The organism is Pseudomonas eutrophicaquae, from assembly GCF_023544715.1.
Classification (GTDB): domain Bacteria; phylum Pseudomonadota; class Gammaproteobacteria; order Pseudomonadales; family Pseudomonadaceae; genus Geopseudomonas.
In genome coordinates, this window is sequence record NZ_JAMJEZ010000001.1 from 38548 (window position 1) to 57934 (window position 19387).

Below are 19387 nucleotides of genomic sequence, written 5' to 3' on the forward strand. Positions count from 1 at the left end.
GTCAAGAGGTTCAAAAGCCAAATGGAAGTCATCCTGCTGGAAAAAGTCACCAACCTGGGCAACCTGGGCGACAAGGTGAACGTCAAGGGCGGTTACGCTCGCAACTTCCTGCTGCCGCAGGGCAAGGCCACCATGGCCACCGCCGAGAACGTTGCGGCGTTCGAAGCCCGTCGTGCCGAGCTGGAGCGTCTGGCGGCCGAGAAGAAGGCCTACGCGGAATCCCGCGCTGCCGAGCTGGCCGAGCTGGAAGTCACCATCACCGCGACTGCGGGCGATGAGGGCAAGCTGTTCGGCTCCATCGGTACTCACGACATCGCCGACGCCCTGACCGCCTCCGGCGTGGAAGTGGCCAAGAGCGAAGTCCGCCTGCCCAACGGTACCATCCGTCAGGTCGGCGAATACGACGTGGCCGTGCACCTGCACACCGACGTCGAAGCCACCGTCCGCGTGGTGGTCGTGGCTGCCTGAGGCATGCCGTGACCGGCCCGCGCAGCATTGATGCCGGGCCTGCAACATCGGGCACGCACTGTTTCGGCAGGCGTGCCCTTTGTCTTTATGCCGTAGCCGATTCAGCAGATACGCGATGAACGATATCAGCCTCTCCGAGCAGTACGATCTGGAAACCGCCGCCCTCAAGGTGCCGCCTCATTCCATCGAGGCCGAGCAGGCGGTGCTGGGCGGCCTGATGCTCGACAACAACGCCTGGGAGCGGGTGCTTGACCTGGTCTCGGATGGCGACTTCTACCGTCACGATCATCGCCTGATCTTCCGCGCCATCTACCGCCTGGCCGAACGCAACCAGCCGTTCGATGTGGTCACCCTGTCCGAGCAGCTCGACAAGGAAGGCCAGCTCAGTCAAGTCGGTGGTCTCGCCTATCTGGGCGAGCTGGCCAAGAACATTCCCTCGGTCGCCAATATCAAGGCCTATGCGCAGATCATCCGCGAGCGTGCCACGCTGCGTCAGCTGATCGGCATCAGCAACGAGATCGGCGACAGTGCCTACAACCCGCAGGGCCGGGGCGCCGAGGAAATCCTCGATGAGGCCGAGCGCAAGATCTTCCAGATCGCCGAGGCGCGGCCCAAGAGCGGCGGGCCGATCGGGCTCAATGAGCTGCTGACCCGCGCGATTGACCGCATCGATACCCTGTTCAACAGCCATGAGGCGATCACCGGACTGTCCACCGGCTTTACCGACCTGGATGAAAAGACCAGCGGTCTGCAGCCGGGTGATCTGGTCATCGTCGCGGGCCGTCCCTCGATGGGCAAGACCACCTTCGCCATGAACCTGGTGGAGAACGCGGTGCTGCGCAGCGACAAGGCGGTGATGGTCTATTCGCTGGAAATGCCTGCCGAATCGCTGGTGATGCGTATGCTCTCCTCGCTCGGGCGCATCGACCAGACCAAGGTGCGCTCCGGTCGCCTCGACGAGGACGACTGGCCGCGCCTGACCTCAGCAGTCAACCTGCTCAACGAGCGCAAGCTGTTCATCGATGACACCGCCGGCATCACCCCTTCGGAAATGCGTGCCCGCACCCGCCGTCTGGTGCGCGAGCATGGCGAGCTGGCGCTGATCATGGTCGACTACCTGCAGCTGATGCAGCTGGGCGGCAGTGGCGGTGAGAACCGGACCAACGAGATTTCTGAGATTTCCCGCTCGCTCAAGGCGCTGGCCAAGGAGTTCAGCTGCCCGGTGATTGCCCTCTCGCAGCTCAACCGCTCGCTGGAGCAGCGCCCCAACAAGCGGCCGATCAACTCCGACCTGCGCGAATCCGGCGCCATCGAGCAGGATGCTGATGTGATCATGTTCGTCTACCGCGACGAGGTCTATCACCCGGAAACCGAGCACAAGGGCGTGGCCGAAATCATCATCGGCAAGCAGCGTAACGGGCCGATCGGCACCGTGCGTCTGGCCTTCCTCGGTAAGTACACCCGTTTCGAGAATCTGGCGCCGGGCATGTACAACTTCGACGAAGAGTGAGTGCTGCCCCCTAACCGTCTTTGCCCCTTGCCTGCCAGGAGTCCGCCTGATGCGCCCGCTGGTTGCCCATGTCGATCTGTCTGCCCTGCGCCATAACTACGCCCTCGCCAGGCGCGAGGCCGGCGATCGCCCGGCCTTTGCGGTGGTCAAGGCCAATGCCTACGGGCATGGCGTGCGCGCGGTGGTGGAGGCCCTGGACGAGGCCGATGGGTTTGCCGTCGCCTGTCTGGAGGAAGCACTCGAGGTACGCCGTTGCCGCCCGCAGGCACGTATCTTGGTGCTGCAGGGTGTGTTCGGCAGCGAGGACTGGCAGCACGCCGCGCAGCTGGGGCTGGATGTGGCGGTGCAAGGGCGCGAGCAGCTGGAAAGCCTGCTGGCCTGTCAGGTGGTGCAGCCGCTGCGCCTTTGGCTCAAGCTGGATTCCGGCATGCACCGTCTGGGCTTTGACCTTGCGGCGCTGCGCGAGGCTCATGCGCGTCTGCAGGGCGCGGCGCAGGTGGCCGAGCTTAACCTGTTCAGCCACTTTGCTTGTGCGGATCTACCGGAGCATCCGCTCAATCGTCAGCAGCTGGACGCCTTTACGGCGCTGGATGACCTGTCTTTTACCCAGCGCTCGCTGGCCAATTCGGCGGCGATCTTTGCCTGCCGCGCCGCGCACCGCGACTGGCTGCGTCCCGGCATCATGCTCTACGGGGCCAGTCCGTTCGTCGAGCGCCCAGCCGCGACACTGGGCCTGCAGCCGGTAATGCACCTGCAGGGGGCCTTGATTGGCGTGCGTGAAGTGGCGGCTGGGGAGAGCGTCGGTTACGGCGCCAGCTGGGTGGCGGCGCAGCCGACCCGTATCGGCACCCTGAGCTGCGGCTATGCCGACGGCTATCCGCGTAGCGCACCGCCCGGCACGCCGGTACTGGTGGCCGGGCGGCGGGTGCCGCTGGTCGGGCGGGTCTCGATGGACATGCTCACCGTCGATCTGTCTGCGGTGCCCGAGGCACAGGTCGGCACGCCGGTCGAGCTGTGGGGGCGCACGCTGCCGGTCGATGAGGTGGCCAGCGCCTGCGGCACCATCGGTTACGAGCTGCTCAGCAAGCTGGCCGCTCGGGTGCCGCGCCACTATCACGGCTGAGGCGCGGTCCGGTCTGTACACTTTTTGTGCTATCCTCGCCGCCCGCTTTACACCCTCCACGAGTGCCGGTCATCCCCATGCAAGCCGCCAAGCCGCTGTTCGACTATCCCAAGTACTGGGCCGAGTGTTTCGGGCCCGCGCCCTTCTTGCCGATGAGCCGGGAGGAGATGGATCTGCTCGGCTGGGACTCCTGCGATGTGATCATCGTCACCGGTGATGCCTACGTAGATCACCCGTCGTTCGGCATGGCGATCATCGGCCGCCTGCTCGAGGCCCAGGGTTTCCGCGTCGGGATCATCAGCCAGCCGGACTGGCAGTCGAAAGATGACTTCATGAAGCTGGGTAAGCCGAACCTGTTCTTTGGCGTGGCGGCGGGCAACATGGACTCGATGATCAACCGCTACACCGCCGACCGCAAGATCCGCTCCGACGATGCCTACACCCCCGGCGGCGTAGCCGGCAAACGTCCGGATCGGGCCAGCATGGTCTACAGCCAGCGCTGCCGCGAAGCCTTCAAGGGCGTGCCGATCGTGCTCGGCGGCATCGAGGCCTCCCTGCGCCGCATCGCCCATTACGATTACTGGCAGGACAAGGTGCGCCACTCGATCCTGATGGACGCCAAGGCCGACATCCTGCTCTACGGCAACGCTGAGCGTGCGATTGTCGAGGTCGCCCAGCGCCTGGCCGCCGGCGAGCCGATCCAGTCGATCAGCGACGTGCGCGGCACCGCCTTCGTGCGCCGCGACACCCCCGAGGGCTGGTTCGAGATCGACTCCACGCGTATCGATCGGCCGGGGCGCATCGACAAGATCATCAACCCCTACGTCAACACTCAGGATCTCGACGCCTGTGCCATCGAGCAGGCCAAAGGCGGGGCGGAAGACCCCAACCTGGCCAAGCCGGTCGAGCTGCTGCCGCACCCCAAGCTGGAGCGTGACCGCACGGTGATCCGCCTGCCGTCCTTCGAGAAGGTCAAGGGGGACCCGGTACTCTACGCCCACGCCAACCGCGTGCTGCACCTGGAAACCAACCCTGGCAACGCCCGCGCGCTGGTGCAGCGCCACGGCGATCAGGATGTCTGGCTGAATGCCCCGCCGATCCCGCTGACCACCGAGGAAATGGACTACGTCTTCGGCCTGCCCTACGCCCGCGTACCGCACCCGGCCTACAACGGCGAGAAAATCCCGGCCTACGAGATGATCCGCTTCTCGGTGAACATCATGCGCGGCTGCTTTGGCGGCTGCACTTTCTGCTCGATCACCGAGCACGAGGGCCGGATCATCCAGAATCGCTCCGAGGAATCGATCCTGCGCGAGATCGAGGAGATTCGCGACAAGGTGCCGGGCTTTACCGGGGTGATCTCCGATCTGGGCGGGCCGACCGCCAACATGTACCGCATCGCCTGCAAGAGCCCGGAGATCGAGGCCGCCTGTCGCAAGCCGTCCTGCGTCTATCCGGGGATCTGCGACAACCTCAACACCGACCATTCGGCGTTGATCCAGCTCTACCGCGACGCGCGCGCGCTGCCCGGAGTGAAGAAGATTCTGATCGCCTCTGGCCTGCGCTATGACCTGGCCGTGGAGTCGCCGGAGTACGTCAAGGAGCTGGTCACCCACCATGTGGGCGGCTACCTGAAGATCGCCCCGGAGCACACCGAGCGCGGTCCGCTGGATAAGATGATGAAGCCTGGGATCGGCAGTTATGACCGCTTCCGCAAGATGTTCGAGAAGTATTCGAAGGAGGCGGGCAAGGAGCAGTACCTGATCCCGTACTTCATCGCCGCGCACCCGGGCACCACCGACGAGGACATGATGAACCTCGCCCTGTGGCTCAAGCGCAACGGTTTCCGCGCTGACCAGGTGCAGGCCTTCTATCCCTCGCCGATGGCCACCGCTACTGCCATGTATCACTCCGGGCGCAACCCGCTGCGCAAAGTCACCTATAAAAGTGAAGGTGTACCGATCGTCAAGGGTGAGCGTCAGCGCCGTCTGCACAAGGCGTTCCTGCGCTATCACGATCCGAAGAACTGGCCGCTGCTGCGCGAGGCGCTGCAGAACATGGGGCGCAGCGACCTGATCGGTCCGGGCAAGCATCAGCTGATCCCGGCCACCCAGCCGGCGGGCGATGGCACCTACCAGAGCGCCCGGCGCAAGAACTCCACCCCGGCCGGCAGCAAGAAGCTTGGCGGGGCCGCCTCCGGCAAGCCGCTGCTGACCCAGCACAACGGCCTGCCGCCGCGCGCCAGTAACGGCAGCAAGGCATGGAACAAGGGTGAGGAGGGCAAGGCGCAGGCGTTTGCCCGGGGCAAGAAGAAGCCATCCGGCAAGCGGCCGGGCGCGCGCTGAGTCGCGAGGGTTCCGCTGGCACACGCCCGCTTTATGAGGCGTATGCCTCTGGCGGATGACAGCGGCTGATCAGCGGCCCAGTTGCTGCAGTTCGTCGGATTCGACGATCCGCACCCCCGGCTGCGTCTCCAGCGCCAGCCGCCAGAGAGCCCGCGCCAGACGCGCGGCACTGATGGCCCGCCACTTGCCCGGCAGCAGCCGGGCCACCGGTGCGGCCAGTTGCTCGCCCAGACGCGGCGTACGCCGCGGCCCGAGCAGCAGTGCCGGGCGGGCAATGGTCAGCTGGGGCCAGTGTTGCTCGATCAGTACCTGCTCGGCTTCTCCCTTGATCCGGCTGTACCCGTTGCGGGCCTGGGGATCTGCGCCCAGCGCACTGACCAGGATGAAATGTCGCGCGCCCAGATCCCGGGCGCGCTGCGCACAGGCCAGCACCAGATCATGCTCGATCCGGCGCAGCGCCTGTTCGGAGCCGGCCTCGCGCAGCGTGCTGCCCAGGCAGCAGAACGCGGTATCAATCGGCCCGGCCAGCTGTGGCAGCAGGCTCTGCAGCTCACCTTGCGGATTGCACAGGCGCGGGTGGGCGGCCAGCGGGCGCCGGCTGGGCGCCAGCACCTGCTCGATGCTCGGCTCGCTCAGGGCGCGATCCAGCAGATGCTCGCCACTCAGGCCACTGGCGCCGACAATCAGGATGCGGTGGGGAGAAGGGTTGGACATGGCCTGGACTCGCTGCAAGGTGGAGAGGCAGTATCGCCTTTCACTGTAGATCAGCACGGCCCGATCAGGCCGGTCAAGCGCTGGCGCCGGGGGTGCTGGCAGGAGGGGGCGGATGTTGTTGCGGGGAATCACCTGGCTGGTGCTGTTCCAGCTACTGGGTACGGGACTGAATGCACTGTGGCTGCCGGCGTTGCCGGGGCCGATCCTTGGCATGTTGCTGCTGCTGGGCTTTTTGCTGATGCGCGGCGAGGTGCCTGCGTCGGTGCAGGAAGCAGGGACGGCGCTGCTGCGCTATCTGCCGCTGCTGCTGGTGCCACCGGCCGTCGGGGTGATGGCTTATGCCGAGGTGCTGGCGGCCAACTTCTGGGCGCTGGCGGCCACCCTGCTGCTGTCGCTACTGATCTCGCTGGCTTTCGCCGGCTGGCTGATGCAGCGCCTGATCACGCGCAAGGCGCGGCGGGAGTCCGGGCAATGAACGCACTGACCGCCATTCTGGAACACCCGCTGTTCGGCTTTGCCATCACCCTGGGGGCCTATCAGCTGGCGCTGGCACTCTTTGAGCGTACCCGGCTGATCTTTCTGCAGCCGGTGCTGCTGTCGATGCTGCTGGTGATTGCGGTGCTGCTGCTGTGCCGAATCGATTACGCCGATTACCGCGCCAGCGTGCAGATGCTCAGCGTGTTTCTGGGCCCGGCCACCGTAGCTCTGGCGGTGCCACTGTTTCTCAACCTGCGGCGGATCCGTGCGCTGTTCTGGCCGGTGCTGGTGACTCTGCTGCTGGCCGGCAGCCTGGCTACGGCGCTGGGGATTGGCATTGGCTACCTGCTGGGCGTGGATCAGGTACTGCAGATGACCCTGCTGCCCAAGTCTGTGACCTCGCCGATCGCCATGCTGGTGGCCGAGCAGCTCGGCGGGCTGGCGGCACTGGCGGCCATCTTTGTGCTGATCACCGGCGTGCTGGGCGCCATCTGTGGGCCGTTCGTGCTCAACTGGTTGCAGGTCCGGCATCCGGCCGCGCGCGGCATGGCACTGGGTCTGACTGCCCATGCGGTCGGCACCGCCCATGCCCTGCAGGAAAGCGAGGAAGCCGGCGCTTTTGCCGCGCTGGGCATGAGCCTGATGGGGGTGGCAACGGCGACCCTGCTGCCGGTAGCCATGCTGGTGCTCTAGCGCGGCGGCATGGCTCCCAGCCATTGCCAGGCGAGCAGCCCAAGGCCCAGCAGGCTGGCGGCCAGCAGAGCGCCGCACAGCAGCCACCGGCGGCGCGAGCGGGGCGTTTGCCGGCGGTGCAGCAGCCCCCAGGCACCCAGCGCGCCCGGCAGCAGCGCCAGCAGCAGATGCCACCAGGCATCCTCCGGCAGCGGCAGGCGCAGCGCTGCCCCCGTGCTCCAGCCGGGCAGCACATAAGCCAGCGCCCAGCCGCTGGAGGCCAGCAGGCTGAGCGCGGCAAAGCGTCCGGCGGGCATGTCGAGCATCCCGGCGGTCATCGGCAGCAGCGGGCGCAGCGGGCCGATGAAGCGCCCGATCAGCAGCCCTGCCGCGCCATAGCGCTGCATGTACAGCTCGGCGGCAACCAGCCAGTGGGGGTGACGGCGCAGTGGCGGCAACTGGCGGATGCGCTGATGAAACAGGCGCCCGAGCAGGTAAGACAGCCCATCGCCCAGCAGCGCCCCGCACCAGGCCAGCAGCAGGGTTTCCCCAAGACCCAGCGCGCCGCTGCCGGCCAGCGCCGCCACGGCAAACAGCAATGTCACGCCCGGAATCAGCAGGCCCACCAGCGCCAGACACTCGACCAGCGCGATCAGAAACACTGCCGCGCCCAGCCAGTCGGGATGGGCGCCGAGCCAGGCCTGCCAGGCACCCCAATGCAGCTCGAACATGGAGGGCCTCCACGCTGGAACGGGATGCGCGCAGCATAGCAAGCGACCATCTGGCGGTGGTGCTGGGATGTGGGGTGATCGCAGGGCTATAATCGGCGGCCATTTTTCGCCCCCGGAACGCCGAGACCATGACCGAGTCCGTACTCGACTACATGACCCGCCTGGGTCGCGCCGCCCGTGAGGCGTCGCGCATCACCGCCCGCGCCACCACCGCGCAGAAGAACAACGCTCTGCTGGCCGCTGCCCGCGCGCTGGATGCCGCCCGCGAGGCGCTGATCGAGGCCAACGCCCAGGACCTGGCCAATGGCCGCGCCAATGGTCTCGATGAGGCGATGCTCGATCGCCTGGCGCTGACCCCGGCGCGTATCGACGACATGATCGAGGGCCTGCGCCAGGTCGCCACGCTGCCGGATCCGATCGGCACCATCCGCGACATGCGCTACCTGCCCTCGGGTATCCAGGTCGGCAAGATGCGCGTACCGCTCGGGGTGATCGGCATCATCTACGAGTCGCGCCCGAACGTGACCATCGACGCCGCCAGCCTGTGCCTCAAATCCGGCAACGCCACCATCCTGCGCGGTGGCTCCGAGGCGATCCACTCCAACCGCGCGATCGCTGCGTGCATCCAGCAGGGTCTCGCTGAGGCCGGCCTGCCAGCGGCCTGCGTGCAGGTGGTGGAAACCACCGACCGCGCTGCGGTGGGTGCGCTGATTGCCATGCCGGAGTTTGTCGACGTGATCGTGCCGCGTGGTGGCAAGAGCCTGATCGAGCGCATCAGCCGCGATGCGCGGGTACCGGTGATCAAGCATTTGGATGGCATCTGCCATGTTTACATCGACCATGCGGCCGATCTGGACAAGGCGATTCGCGTCGCCGACAACGCCAAGACCCAGCGCTACGCGCCGTGCAACACCATGGAAACCCTGCTGGTGCATGAAGCGATTGCCGCCCGCGTGCTGCCGCCGCTGGCCGAGATCTACCGTGCCAAGGGCGTCGAGCTGCGCGGCTGCCCGGCGACCCGTGCGCTGCTCGGCACGGACGTGCGGGAGGCGAGCGAGGACGACTGGCACACCGAATACAACGCGCCAATCCTGGCGATCCGTGTGGTCGACTCGCTGGAGGCGGCGATGGAGCACATCAACCACTACGGCTCGCATCACACTGACGCGATCATCACCGAGAGCTTCACCGATGCACGGCGCTTCCTCACCGAAGTGGATTCCAGCTCGGTGATGATCAACGCCTCGACCCGTTTTGCCGATGGCTTCGAGTATGGCCTCGGCGCTGAGATCGGCATCTCCACCGACAAGCTGCATGCCCGCGGCCCGGTCGGTCTGGAAGGGTTGACCAGCGAGAAGTACGTGGTGTTCGGCGACGGTCACGTGCGCACCTGATGAGCCGGCGCATTGGTCTGCTCGGCGGCACCTTCGACCCCATCCACATTGGCCATCTGCGCGCCGCGCTGGAAGTGGCCGAGCAGTTTGCCCTCGATGAACTGCGGCTGATTCCCAGCGCGCGTCCGCCGCATCGTGGCACGCCGCAGGTCAGTGCCCAGCAGCGCCTGGACATGGTGCGACTGGCGGTCGAGGGCGTGGCGCCGCTGTGTGTGGATGATCGTGAGCTGCACCGCGAACGGCCCTCCTGGACCATCGACACCCTCGAATCCCTGCGCCTGGAGCTGGGCGCTGAGGTGCGTCTGTTTCTGCTGCTCGGCTGGGATGCCTTCTGTGGGCTGCCCAGCTGGCACCGCTGGCAGGAGCTTTTGGCGCATTGTCACATTCTGGTGCTGCAGCGCCCGGATGCCGACAGTGAGGCGCCCGAAGCCCTGCGCAACCTGCTGGCCGCGCGCAGCGTCAACGACCCGCGCGCACTGAGCGGCCCGGCCGGGCAGATCGCCTTTGTCTGGCAGATGCCGCTGGCAGTCTCGGCTACCCAGCTGCGTGAGCGGCTGGCGGCTGGGCATTCAATCCGTTTTTTGGTACCCGATGCGGTACTTCATTACATCCATGCGCACGGCCTGTACCGTGCCGATTCTGTGACTCAAGAGTGATTTCATGACAATGCAAACCGAACAGCTGGTCGAACTGGTGATTGCCGCCCTCGAGGACCTCAAGGCCCAGGGCATCGTCAGCATCGACGTGCGTGACAAGACCAGCATCACCGACGTGATGGTGATCGCCACCGGTAGCTCCAGCCGCCAGGTCAAGGCGCTGGCCGATAACGTGCTGGAAAAGGCCAAGGAACAGGGCATCCGCCCGGTCGGCAGCGAAGGTCTGGAGGGCGGCGAGTGGGGCTTGATCGACCTCGGTAATGTGGTGGTGCATGTCATGCAGCCGGCTACCCGCGAGTTCTATGATCTGGAGCGCCTGTGGCGCGGTGCCGAGCAGAACCGTATCCAGATGCTGCAGGAATAAGGAGCCGGCATGCGCATCCGGTTGATCGCGGTCGGCTCGCGGATGCCGCGCTGGGTCGAGGAGGGCTGGCAGGAGTACGTCAAGCGCCTGCCGCCCGAACTGACCCTAGAGCTGGTGGAGATTCCGCTCAGCACCCGCGGCAAGAACGCCGACATCGCCCGGCTGATCCGTCAGGAAGGTGAGGCGATGCTGGCCCGGGTGCAGCCCGGTGAGCGCATCGTCACGCTGGAAGTGCAGGGCAAGCCGTGGAGCACCGAGCAGCTGGCCCGCGAGCTGGAGCGCTGGCGTCTGGATGCGCGCACCGTCAACCTGATGGTCGGCGGCCCCGAGGGGCTGGCACCGGAGGTCTGCGCGCGCAGCGAGCAGCGCTGGTCGCTGTCGCCCTTGACCCTGCCGCATCCGCTGGTGCGGGTGCTGCTCGGCGAGCAGATCTACCGGGCCTGGACCGTGCTGTCCGGCCATCCGTACCACAAGTAGCCCGCGCCCATGCCGCAACCGATCCCGCTCAAGGACCACGAACACGACGCCCGCCTGGTGCGTGCGCGGGTACTGGTCGGTGCAGCGATTCTGCTGGCGCTGGCGCTCGGGCTGGTGGCGCGGATGTTCTACCTGCAGGTGATCCAGTACGAGCACCACACCACGCTGGCGGAAAACAACCGCATCCACGTCCAGCCGCTGCCGCCGACCCGCGGCCTGATCTATGACCGCAACGGGGTGATCCTCGCCGACAACCGGCCAAGTTTCAGCCTGACCGTGACTCGCGAGCGTGCCGGCGACTGGCAGCAGGTGCTGGACGTGATCGTCGAGGTACTGGCGCTCGGCGAGGAGGAGCGCGCGCTGTTCGAACGCCGGGTACGCCAGGGGCGTCGGCCGTTCGAGCCAGTGCCGGTGATGTTCGAGCTGTCCGAGGAGCAGATCGCGCGTATCGCGGTCAACCAGTTCCGCCTGCCGGGGGTCGATGTGGCGGCCCAGCTGGTGCGTCATTACCCGCAGGGTGCGCACTTTGCCCACTCGGTCGGTTATGTCGGGCGGATCAATGAGCAGGAGCTCAAGCGCCTCGACACCATCAATTACAGCGGTACCCACCACATCGGCAAGACCGGGGCCGAGCGCTTCTACGAGGACGTGCTGCACGGGCAAGTCGGCTACGAGGAGGTGGAGACCAACGCCCGTGGCCGGGTGTTGCGGGTACTCAAGCGCACCGCACCGATTCCCGGCCGTGACATCACCCTGCACCTGGACCTTGCGCTGCAGAAGGCCGCCGAGGCGGCGCTGGGCGGGCGGCGCGGGGCGATCGTGGCGATCGAGCCGGCCACCGGGGGCGTGCTGGCGATGGTCAGCCAGCCGAGTTTCGACCCGAACCTGTTCGTCACCGGGATCAGCTTCAAGGACTATGCTGAGCTGCGCGATTCCATCGACCGGCCGCTGTACAACCGCGCGCTGCGCGGCCTCTATCCGCCGGGCTCCACGGTCAAGCCACAGGTGGCGCTGGCCGGTCTAGATGCCGGGCTGATCACGCCGCTCAGCCGGGTCTGGGACCCGGGCTTCTACCAGCTGCCCGGCAACACCCACAAATACCGCAACTGGAACCGCAGCGGCGATGGCTGGGTCGATCTGAATCTGGCTATGGCGCGCTCCAACGACACCTATTTCTACGATCTGGCGATCAAGCTGGGCATCGATCGGCTGCATCATTACCTGAGCGGCTTTGGCCTTGGCCAGCGGGTGGCGCTCGATCTGTTCGAGGAAGCGGCGGGCCTGATGCCCTCGCGCGAGTGGAAGCGCCTCAACCGTCGTCAGGCCTGGTTCCCCGGTGAGACGGTGATCACCGGTATCGGTCAGGGCTACATGCTCACCTCGCCCTTGCAACTGGCCCAGGCCACCACCCTGATTGCTACCCGTGGCCGCTGGACCCGTCCACGTCTGCTGCGCGATGCCGCAGGGCTGAGTCCCGAGCAGCTGATGGCCCAGGGCCTGCTGGAGCCGCGCGAGACGCCGCCCGATCTCGTCGCCAAGGATGAGCGTTACTGGGATCAGGTGACCCAGAGCATGGTCGAAGTTCTGCATGGCCCGCGTGGTACGGGGTTTAAGGTCGGCAAGGATTCGGTCTACCGGATCGCCGGCAAGAGTGGCACCGCGCAGGTGGTGGCCATTCGTCAGGGCGAGCGCTACGACCGTGACAAGCTGCGCGAGCGTCACCGGGATCATGCGCTGTTCGTGGCCTTTGCCCCGGCAGAGAACCCGCAGATTGCTGTGGCGGTGATGGTCGAGAACGGCGAGTCCGGCTCGGGCGTGGCGGCACCGATTGCCCGTCAGGTGATGGATGCCTGGCTGCTGGACGAGCAGGGCCGCCTCAAGGCTGATCCGGGCGGGATGCGCCCTGCGCAGGAGAATATGCCGTGAGCAACGTGACCTTTGACCGGATCCTCTCCAGCGAAGATGTGCTGCGCCGCCGCGGTGGCTGGCTGCAGCGTCTGCACCTGGATGGCCCCTTGCTGCTGTTGCTGCTGGCGCTCGCGGTGATCGGCATGTTCGTGCTGTATTCGGCCGGCGGCAAGAGCTGGGAGCTGCTGCAACGCCAGGCCACTTCGCTGGGCATCGGTCTGGCGGCGCTGTGCGTGATCGCCCAGTTCGAGCCGCGCTTCATGGCGCGCTGGGCGCCGCTGGCCTATGGCATCGGTGTGCTACTGCTGATCATCGTCGAACTGTTCGGCTATACGGCGATGGGCGCCACGCGCTGGATCAACATCCCTGGGGTGATCCGCTTCCAGCCCTCGGAGTTCATGAAGCTGCTGATGCCGATCACCGTGGCCTGGTACCTTTCGACGCGCACCCTGCCGCCGAGCCTCAAGCAGCTGGCGATTGCCCTGCTGCTGATCCTGGTGCCCTGTGTGCTGATCCTCAAGCAGCCGGACCTGGGCACCGCGCTGATGGTGCTGGTGCCGGGGGGCTTCGTGCTGTTTCTGGCCGGCCTTCGCTGGTGGTGGATCGCCACGGCGCTGGCGGCGGTGGTGCCGATTGCGGTCGGCATGTGGTACTTCGTGCTGCACCCCTACCAGAAGCGCCGGGTGCTGACCTTCCTGGATCCGGAAAGTGATCCTTTGGGCACCGGCTGGAACATTATTCAGTCCAAGGCGGCGATCGGCTCGGGCGGGGTACTGGGCAAGGGCTGGCTGCAGGGTACCCAGTCGCATCTGGATTTTTTGCCGGAAAGCCACACGGACTTTATCATTGCCGTCCTGGCCGAGGAGTTCGGCATGGTCGGCGTGTGTCTGCTGCTGGTGGTCTATCTGCTGCTGGTGGCGCGCGGCCTGTTCATCGCGATACAGGCGCAGACGCTGTTCGGCAAGCTGCTGGCGGGCAGCATCACCCTGACCTTCTTCATCTACGTCTTCGTGAACATCGGCATGGTCAGCGGCTTGTTGCCGGTGGTAGGCGTGCCGCTGCCCTTCATCAGCTACGGTGGAACTTCGCTGGTGACCCTGATGTCAGGGTTCGGAATTTTGATGGCGATCCATACCCATCGCAAATGGATCGCCCAGGCTTGAGGCTGACAGTGAACAACATGCACAGATTGCAACAGTGGGTCAGAGGGGCGGGCCTTGGCCTGCTCGGTGCCGTCGGCATTGCGCCCGGCGTGGCCATGGCCTACGACAACCCGGCCCAGCTGGAGCCCTTCATCGCCGAGATGACCCGTGAGCACGGCTTTGCCGAAGAGGGTCTGCGCGAGCTGTTTGCCGGTGCCACGCGCCAGCAGAAGATCCTCGACGCCATCTCGCGCCCGGCCGAACGGGTCAAGCCCTGGAAGGAGTACCGGCCGATCTTCATCACCGAGGCGCGGATCAGTCAGGGCGCTGCCTTCTGGCAGCAGCATGCCGAGGCGCTGGCGCGGGCCGAGCGCGAGTATGGCGTGCCGGCCGAGGTGATCGTGGCGATCATCGGGGTGGAAACCTTCTATGGCCGGCACACCGGCACCTGGCCGGTGCTGGATGCGCTGGCGACGCTGGGCTTTGACTACCCGCCGCGCGCCGACTTCTTCCGCAAGGAGCTGCGCGAGTTTCTGCTGCTGACCCGCGAGCAGCAGGTGGATCCGCAGGCGCTCAAGGGCTCCTACGCCGGCGCCATGGGCCTGCCGCAGTTTATGCCTAGCAGCTTCCGCGCCTATGCGGTGGACTTTGATGGCGATGGCCGCATCGATATCTGGAACAACCCGGTGGATGCTATCGGCAGTGTTGCCAGCTATTTCCAGCGCCATGGCTGGGTGGCTGGGGATCCGGTGGTCAGCCGCGCCCGGGTGCAGGGTCGCAAGGTCGAGCAGGGGCTGACCCAGGGGCTGGAGCCGACTCGCTCGGTGCAGGATCTGCGTGCCTTCGGCTGGCAGGCTGAGGACAAGGTCGAGGGTAATCTGGCCGTGACCGCGTTTCGTCTGGAGGGGGAGGCCGGTGCCGAGTACTGGATGGGCCTGCCCAACTTCTACGTCATCACCCGTTATAACCGCAGCGTGATGTATGCAATGGCCGTGCATCAGCTCTCCGAGGCGCTGCGCGCCCGGCATCAGGAGCGTTGAGCATGAACGCGCTGCGCGCACTGACCCTGGTCACCCTCGGCAGCCTGCTGCTGGCTGGTTGTGCCGGGCGCGATGCCCCGGCGCCGAGCGCCAAAGCGCCGGCAGCCAAAGGCAGTTATGTCCGCCCGCTCAATGACGGTGCGCCCTGGTGGGATGTGGATGTCTCGCAGATCCCCGACGCGGTACCGACGCCCCATCACGGGCCATTCAAGGCCAGCCCCTATACGGTGCTGGGGCAGTCCTACTTCCCGATCCAGGACGCCCGCAACTACCGTGTCGAGGGCACAGCCTCCTGGTACGGCACCAAGTTCCACGGTCAGGCCACCGCCAACGGCGAGACCTATGACCTGTACGGCATGACCGCCGCCCACAAGACCCTGCCGCTGCCCAGCTACGTGCGGGTGACCAGTCTTGAGAATGGGCGCAGCATCATCGTGCGGGTCAATGACCGCGGGCCGTTCTATTCCGATCGCGTCATCGACCTGTCGTTTGCCGCCGCCAAGAAGCTCGGCTTTGCCGAGCGTGGCACGGCGCGGGTGCGGATCGAGGGCATCGATCCGCAGCGCTGGATCGCCGGGCAGGGCGCGGCGCAGCCCGTGGCCGCCGCCACGGTGATGGCCCAGCCGAGTGCGGCGACCTTCGAGCGCTACACGCCGCCGCCCACCCAGCACGCCGGTGCCCTGTCAGCGGCTGAGCTTGGGCAGCAGACGGCAGCGCCGGTGGCGTCCGGGCTGTACCTGCAGCTGGGCGCCTTCGCCAACCCCGATGCGGCCGAGCTGTTGCGCGCCCGCGTGCAGGGGACGGTCGGTACCCAGGCGTTCATCAGCCCGATCGCCCGGGGCGAGCAGGTGCTGCATCGCGTGCGCCTGGGGCCGCTGGGCAGCGAGGCCGAAGCGCGTCGCCTGCAGGATACGCTGCGCACCGCCAGCCTCGGCCAGCCGACCCTGGTGCAGGCCGACTGACCCCGACTGCCCGCCGGCACACTGCCTGCCCGGCGGGCTCATTCACCCAGAGGATTCGAGAGCGTGAAGAAGATTACCCACCTTGTGCAGCGTCTGTGCCTGCTGGTCGTGCTTGGTACGGCGCCGCTGGCCCTGGCCGAGCAGGCCGTACCGGAAGCGCCACAGCTGGCCGCCACGGCCTGGTTCCTGATGGATGCTGACAGCGGCAAGGTACTGGTCGAGCAGAATGCCGACGAGCGCCTGCCGCCGGCCAGCCTGACCAAGCTGATGACCGCCTACATCGCCACCCTGGAGATCAACCGCGGCCAGATCCGCGAGAGCGACATGGTGCGGGTCAGCGAGCGCGCCTGGCGCACCGGGGGTTCGCGGATGTTCATCGAGGTCGGCAAGGAAGTGTCGGTCGATGACCTGCTGCACGGGGTGATCATCCAGTCCGGCAACGATGCCAGCGTGGCGCTGGCCGAGCACATTGCCGGCAGCGAGGAAGCCTTTGCCGACCTGATGAACAGCCATGCCCGCCGTCTGGGCCTTGGCAATTCGCAGTTCATGAACGCCACCGGCCTGCCACACCCCGAGCATTACTCCTCGCCGCGCGACATGGCCCTGCTGTCGCGGGCGATCATCCGCGAAGATCAGGCGCATTACGCCATCTACGCCCAGAAGGAGTTCTTCTGGAACGGCATCAAGCAGCCGAACCGCAACCTGCTGCTGTGGCGTGACAAGACCGTTGATGGCCTGAAGACCGGTCACACCGATGAGGCGGGCTACTGCCTGGTGGCCTCGGCGGTGCGCGATGGCCAGCGTCTGATTGCCGTGGTCTTCGGGGCGGCCAGCGAGCAGGCCCGTGCGGCGGAAGTGCAGAAGCTGCTGACCTATGGCTTCCGCTTCTTCGAGACCCGTCCGGTCTATCAGCAAGGTGCTGAGCTGGCGCGTGCGCCGGTGTGGAAGGGTGCCGAGCGTCAGGTGCGTGCCGGGCTTGCCGAGGATCTGGTCATGACCCTGCCGCGCGGGCAGATGGATCAGCTCAAGGCCAGCACCAGCCTGCAGCCGATGCTGGAGGCGCCGATTGCCGCCGGACAGGAAATCGGCCGCGTCGAGCTGCGTCTGGGCGAGGAGCTGGTGCACACCGCCCCGCTGGTAGCCATCGAAGCGGTCGAGAAGGGTGGCCTGCTGCGCCGCCTGTGGGATAGTATCCGACTGTTTTTCTCAGGCTTGTTGGGCTGAGTGATGAGACTGCGGCCTGCCGATCCGGGAGGCCGTCCTGACTGCCGGCCATAAGCCGGCCGCGAGTGTGATGATGAGCGACAAGCAGACCGAAGCCCCGAAAATCGAGTTCCCCTGTGCTGGTTATCCGATCAAGGTGATCGGCGATGCCGGCGCCGGTTTCCATGACCTGGTCATCGAGGTGATCCAGCGCCACGCGCCGGATCTGGATGTCACCACCCTCAAGGTGCGCGACAGCAGCAATGGCCGCTTTGTCTCGGTGCAGTTGGCGATCGTCGCCACTGGTGTCGAGCAGTTGCAGGCCATCCACGGTGATCTGCGCGCCACCGGGCGCGTACATATGGTGCTCTGATGGCCGCACTGCGGGTGCGCTGGCTGGGCCTTCAGCCGTATCTGCCGGTCTGGCAGGCCATGCAGCGCTTTACCAACGAGCGCGGCCCGGATACGCCCGACGAAATCTGGCTGCTCGAGCATGAGCCGGTGTTCACCCAGGGCCAGGCCGGCAAGCCCGAGCACCTGTTGCTGCCCGGTGACATTCCGGTAGTGCAGGCCGATCGGGGCGGGCAGGTGACCTACCACGGCCCCGGTCAGCTGATTGCCTACCTGCTGCTGGATGTGCGCCGCTCGGGACAGGGCGTGCGCGAGCTGGTCAGCCTGATGGAACAGGTGCTGGTCGAGCTTTTGGCCGGCTACGGTATCGAGGCCCACGCCCGAGCCGATGCACCGGGCGTCTATGTCGGCGCGGCGAAGATCGCCTCGCTCGGCCTGCGTATCCGCCGCGGCTGCTCCTTTCATGGCCTGGCGCTGAATGTCGACATGGATCTGGCACCGTTTCAGCGCATCAACCCCTGCGGCTACGCCGGGCTGGCGATGACCCAGCTGCGCGATCTGGCCGGACCTATCGATTTCGCCACGGTGTGCGAGCGCCTGCAGCAGCTGCTGCTCGCCCGCCTTGGCCCTGCAGAACACGAAACCCTCACTGAGGGCTGGAGCTGAGATGAGCACTGCCGAGAACAACAAGCCGGGCAAGGTTGAGGCCGGGGTCAAGCTGCGCGGCGCCGAGAAGGTCGCGCGCATTCCGGTCAAGATCATTCCCACCGAGGAGCTGCCGCGCAAGCCGGACTGGATCCGCGTGCGCATCCCGGTCACCCCCGAGGTCGAGCGGATCAAGCAGCTGCTGCGCAAGCACAAGCTGCACAGCGTCTGTGAGGAAGCCTCCTGCCCGAACCTTGGGGAGTGCTTCAGCGGCGGCACCGCAACCTTCATGATCATGGGCGACATCTGCACCCGGCGCTGCCCGTTCTGTGACGTCGGCCACGGCCGGCCCAAGCCGCTGGATGTGGATGAGCCGAAAAACCTGGCGATTGCGATTGCCGACCTGCGCCTCAAATACGTGGTGATCACCTCGGTAGACCGTGATGACCTGCGCGACGGCGGTGCCCAGCACTTTGCCGACTGCCTGCGCGAGATCCGTCTGCGCTCGCCGGGCATCCAGCTGGAAACCCTGGTGCCGGATTACCGTGGGCGCATGGAGATTGCCCTGGACATCACCGCCACCGAACCGCCGGATGTGTTCAACCACAACCTGGAAACCGTGCCGCGCCTGTACAAATCGTCGCGTCCCGGCTCGGATTTTGAGTGGTCGCTGGATCTTCTGCAGGAGTTCAAGAAGCGCGTGCCCGGCGTGCCGACCAAGTCCGGTCTGATGCTCGGCCTCGGCGAGACCGACGAGGAGGTCATCGAGGTGATGCAGCGCATGCGCGAGCACGACATCGATATGCTGACCCTCGGCCAGTACCTGCAGCCCTCGCGCAATCACCTGCCGGTGCAGCGTTTCGTGCATCCGGACACCTTCGCCTGGTTTGCCGAGCAGGGCGAGGCGATGGGCTTCAAGAACGTAGCCTCCGGCCCGCTGGTGCGCTCCTCCTACCACGCCGATCAGCAAGCGCATGGCCACAAGGTCGGCTGACGCGGCGCTGTGTCTGACGCCCCCGTCCGTTGTGGCGGGGGCGTTGCTTTTTCTGGTCAAGTCCCTGTGCCGGCCCCTGCCGGCGCGGGGCTTTGACGTACCCGGCGGGCTGGTATCGGGTGTGCCTAGCACGCCTTGAGCCTGTGGAAAAGTCCCCGTGCGGGGTTGTGCAAAAAATAGCCAGTCTGTCTGTGGGGCGCGTCATTGCTGG

Annotated in this window: 20 protein-coding genes; 18 read left to right on the plus strand and 2 right to left on the minus strand. The window is 66.3% G+C overall.

Annotated elements, in window-relative coordinates; genetic code table 11:
* The first annotated feature begins 21 nt into the window (after window positions 1-21).
* The 4 genes from rplI to MXC11_RS00215 all read left to right on the plus strand — a co-directional run bounded on the left by rplI (window position 22) and on the right by MXC11_RS00215 (window position 5446).
* Window positions 22-468 (plus strand): 50S ribosomal protein L9, encoded by a 447-nt coding sequence (rplI, locus tag MXC11_RS00200; protein WP_250003719.1) that lies wholly within the window; start codon window positions 22-24, stop codon window positions 466-468.
* A gap of 115 nt (window positions 469-583) precedes the next feature.
* Window positions 584-1978, plus strand: coding sequence for a replicative DNA helicase (gene dnaB / locus MXC11_RS00205; protein WP_250003721.1), 1395 nt, complete (start codon window positions 584-586; stop codon window positions 1976-1978).
* A 49-nt stretch (window positions 1979-2027) separates the two neighbouring features.
* Window positions 2028-3101, plus strand: a complete 1074-nt coding sequence (gene alr, locus MXC11_RS00210; RefSeq protein WP_250003722.1) for an alanine racemase — start codon at window positions 2028-2030, stop codon at window positions 3099-3101.
* A 77-nt stretch (window positions 3102-3178) separates the two neighbouring features.
* Window positions 3179-5446, plus strand: coding sequence for a YgiQ family radical SAM protein (locus tag MXC11_RS00215; protein ID WP_250003724.1), 2268 nt, complete (start codon window positions 3179-3181; stop codon window positions 5444-5446).
* A gap of 69 nt (window positions 5447-5515) precedes the next feature.
* On the opposite strand, the gene MXC11_RS00220 is transcribed toward MXC11_RS00215, so the two are convergent.
* Window positions 5516-6160, minus strand: a complete 645-nt coding sequence (locus MXC11_RS00220; protein WP_250003726.1) for a Rossmann-fold NAD(P)-binding domain-containing protein — start codon at window positions 6158-6160, stop codon at window positions 5516-5518.
* A gap of 112 nt (window positions 6161-6272) precedes the next feature.
* Between MXC11_RS00220 and MXC11_RS00225 the strand changes: the two genes are divergently transcribed.
* Window positions 6273-6635 (plus strand): CidA/LrgA family protein, encoded by a 363-nt coding sequence (locus MXC11_RS00225; protein WP_250003728.1) that lies wholly within the window; start codon window positions 6273-6275, stop codon window positions 6633-6635.
* Window positions 6632-7330 (plus strand): LrgB family protein, encoded by a 699-nt coding sequence (locus tag MXC11_RS00230; protein WP_250003730.1) that lies wholly within the window; start codon window positions 6632-6634, stop codon window positions 7328-7330. Before MXC11_RS00225 ends, MXC11_RS00230 begins: the two co-directional genes overlap by 4 nt.
* Here MXC11_RS00230 and MXC11_RS00235 read toward each other — a convergent pair.
* Window positions 7327-8040 carry a DedA family protein gene (locus MXC11_RS00235; RefSeq protein WP_462938076.1) on the minus strand — a complete coding sequence of 238 codons (714 nt, stop codon included), beginning with the start codon at window positions 8038-8040 and terminating at the stop codon, window positions 7327-7329. The two genes, MXC11_RS00230 and MXC11_RS00235, sit on opposite strands and share 4 nt — an antisense overlap.
* Before the next feature lie 128 nt (window positions 8041-8168).
* Here MXC11_RS00235 and MXC11_RS00240 point away from each other — a divergent pair, with 128 nt between their 5' ends.
* The 12 genes from MXC11_RS00240 (at window position 8169) to lipA (ending at window position 19176) form a co-directional block, all read left to right on the plus strand.
* Complete coding sequence (locus tag MXC11_RS00240; protein WP_250003731.1) at window positions 8169-9434, plus strand: glutamate-5-semialdehyde dehydrogenase; 1266 nt, start codon at window positions 8169-8171, stop codon at window positions 9432-9434.
* Window positions 9434-10090, plus strand: coding sequence for a nicotinate-nucleotide adenylyltransferase (nadD, locus tag MXC11_RS00245; protein ID WP_250003733.1), 657 nt, complete (start codon window positions 9434-9436; stop codon window positions 10088-10090). Before MXC11_RS00240 ends, nadD begins: the two co-directional genes overlap by 1 nt.
* Window positions 10091-10100: 10 nt before the next feature.
* Complete coding sequence (gene rsfS / locus MXC11_RS00250; RefSeq protein ID WP_250003969.1) at window positions 10101-10454, plus strand: ribosome silencing factor; 354 nt, start codon at window positions 10101-10103, stop codon at window positions 10452-10454.
* 9 nt (window positions 10455-10463) lie between these two features.
* The gene (gene rlmH, locus MXC11_RS00255) at window positions 10464-10931 is read left to right on the plus strand and encodes a 23S rRNA (pseudouridine(1915)-N(3))-methyltransferase RlmH (protein WP_250003735.1); all 468 of its coding nucleotides are present in this window, start codon (window positions 10464-10466) and stop codon (window positions 10929-10931) included.
* 9 nt (window positions 10932-10940) lie between these two features.
* Window positions 10941-12857 (plus strand): penicillin-binding protein 2, encoded by a 1917-nt coding sequence (gene mrdA, locus MXC11_RS00260; RefSeq protein ID WP_250003737.1) that lies wholly within the window; start codon window positions 10941-10943, stop codon window positions 12855-12857.
* Window positions 12858-12898: 41 nt separating this feature from the next.
* Window positions 12899-14002 carry a rod shape-determining protein RodA gene (rodA, locus tag MXC11_RS00265; RefSeq protein ID WP_250003971.1) on the plus strand — a complete coding sequence of 368 codons (1104 nt, stop codon included), beginning with the start codon at window positions 12899-12901 and terminating at the stop codon, window positions 14000-14002.
* Between the two features lie 17 nt (window positions 14003-14019).
* Entirely contained in the window at window positions 14020-15021 is a 1002-nt protein-coding gene (mltB, locus tag MXC11_RS00270) for a lytic murein transglycosylase B (protein ID WP_250003738.1), read from the plus strand.
* Between the two features lie 2 nt (window positions 15022-15023).
* Window positions 15024-15983 (plus strand): septal ring lytic transglycosylase RlpA family protein, encoded by a 960-nt coding sequence (locus MXC11_RS00275; RefSeq protein ID WP_250003740.1) that lies wholly within the window; start codon window positions 15024-15026, stop codon window positions 15981-15983.
* Window positions 15984-16055: 72 nt separating this feature from the next.
* Window positions 16056-17207, plus strand: coding sequence for a D-alanyl-D-alanine carboxypeptidase family protein (locus MXC11_RS00280; protein ID WP_250003973.1), 1152 nt, complete (start codon window positions 16056-16058; stop codon window positions 17205-17207).
* Between the two features lie 70 nt (window positions 17208-17277).
* A complete protein-coding gene (locus MXC11_RS00285; protein WP_462938077.1) occupies window positions 17278-17559 on the plus strand; it encodes a DUF493 domain-containing protein in 282 nt (93 codons plus the stop codon).
* Window positions 17559-18203, plus strand: coding sequence for a lipoyl(octanoyl) transferase LipB (lipB, locus tag MXC11_RS00290; RefSeq protein ID WP_462938078.1), 645 nt, complete (start codon window positions 17559-17561; stop codon window positions 18201-18203). The genes MXC11_RS00285 and lipB overlap by 1 nt, the downstream gene beginning before the upstream one ends.
* 1 nt (window position 18204) lies before the next feature.
* Window positions 18205-19176, plus strand: a complete 972-nt coding sequence (lipA, locus tag MXC11_RS00295) for a lipoyl synthase (RefSeq protein ID WP_250003745.1) — start codon at window positions 18205-18207, stop codon at window positions 19174-19176.
* The last annotated feature ends 211 nt before the right edge of the window (window positions 19177-19387 follow it).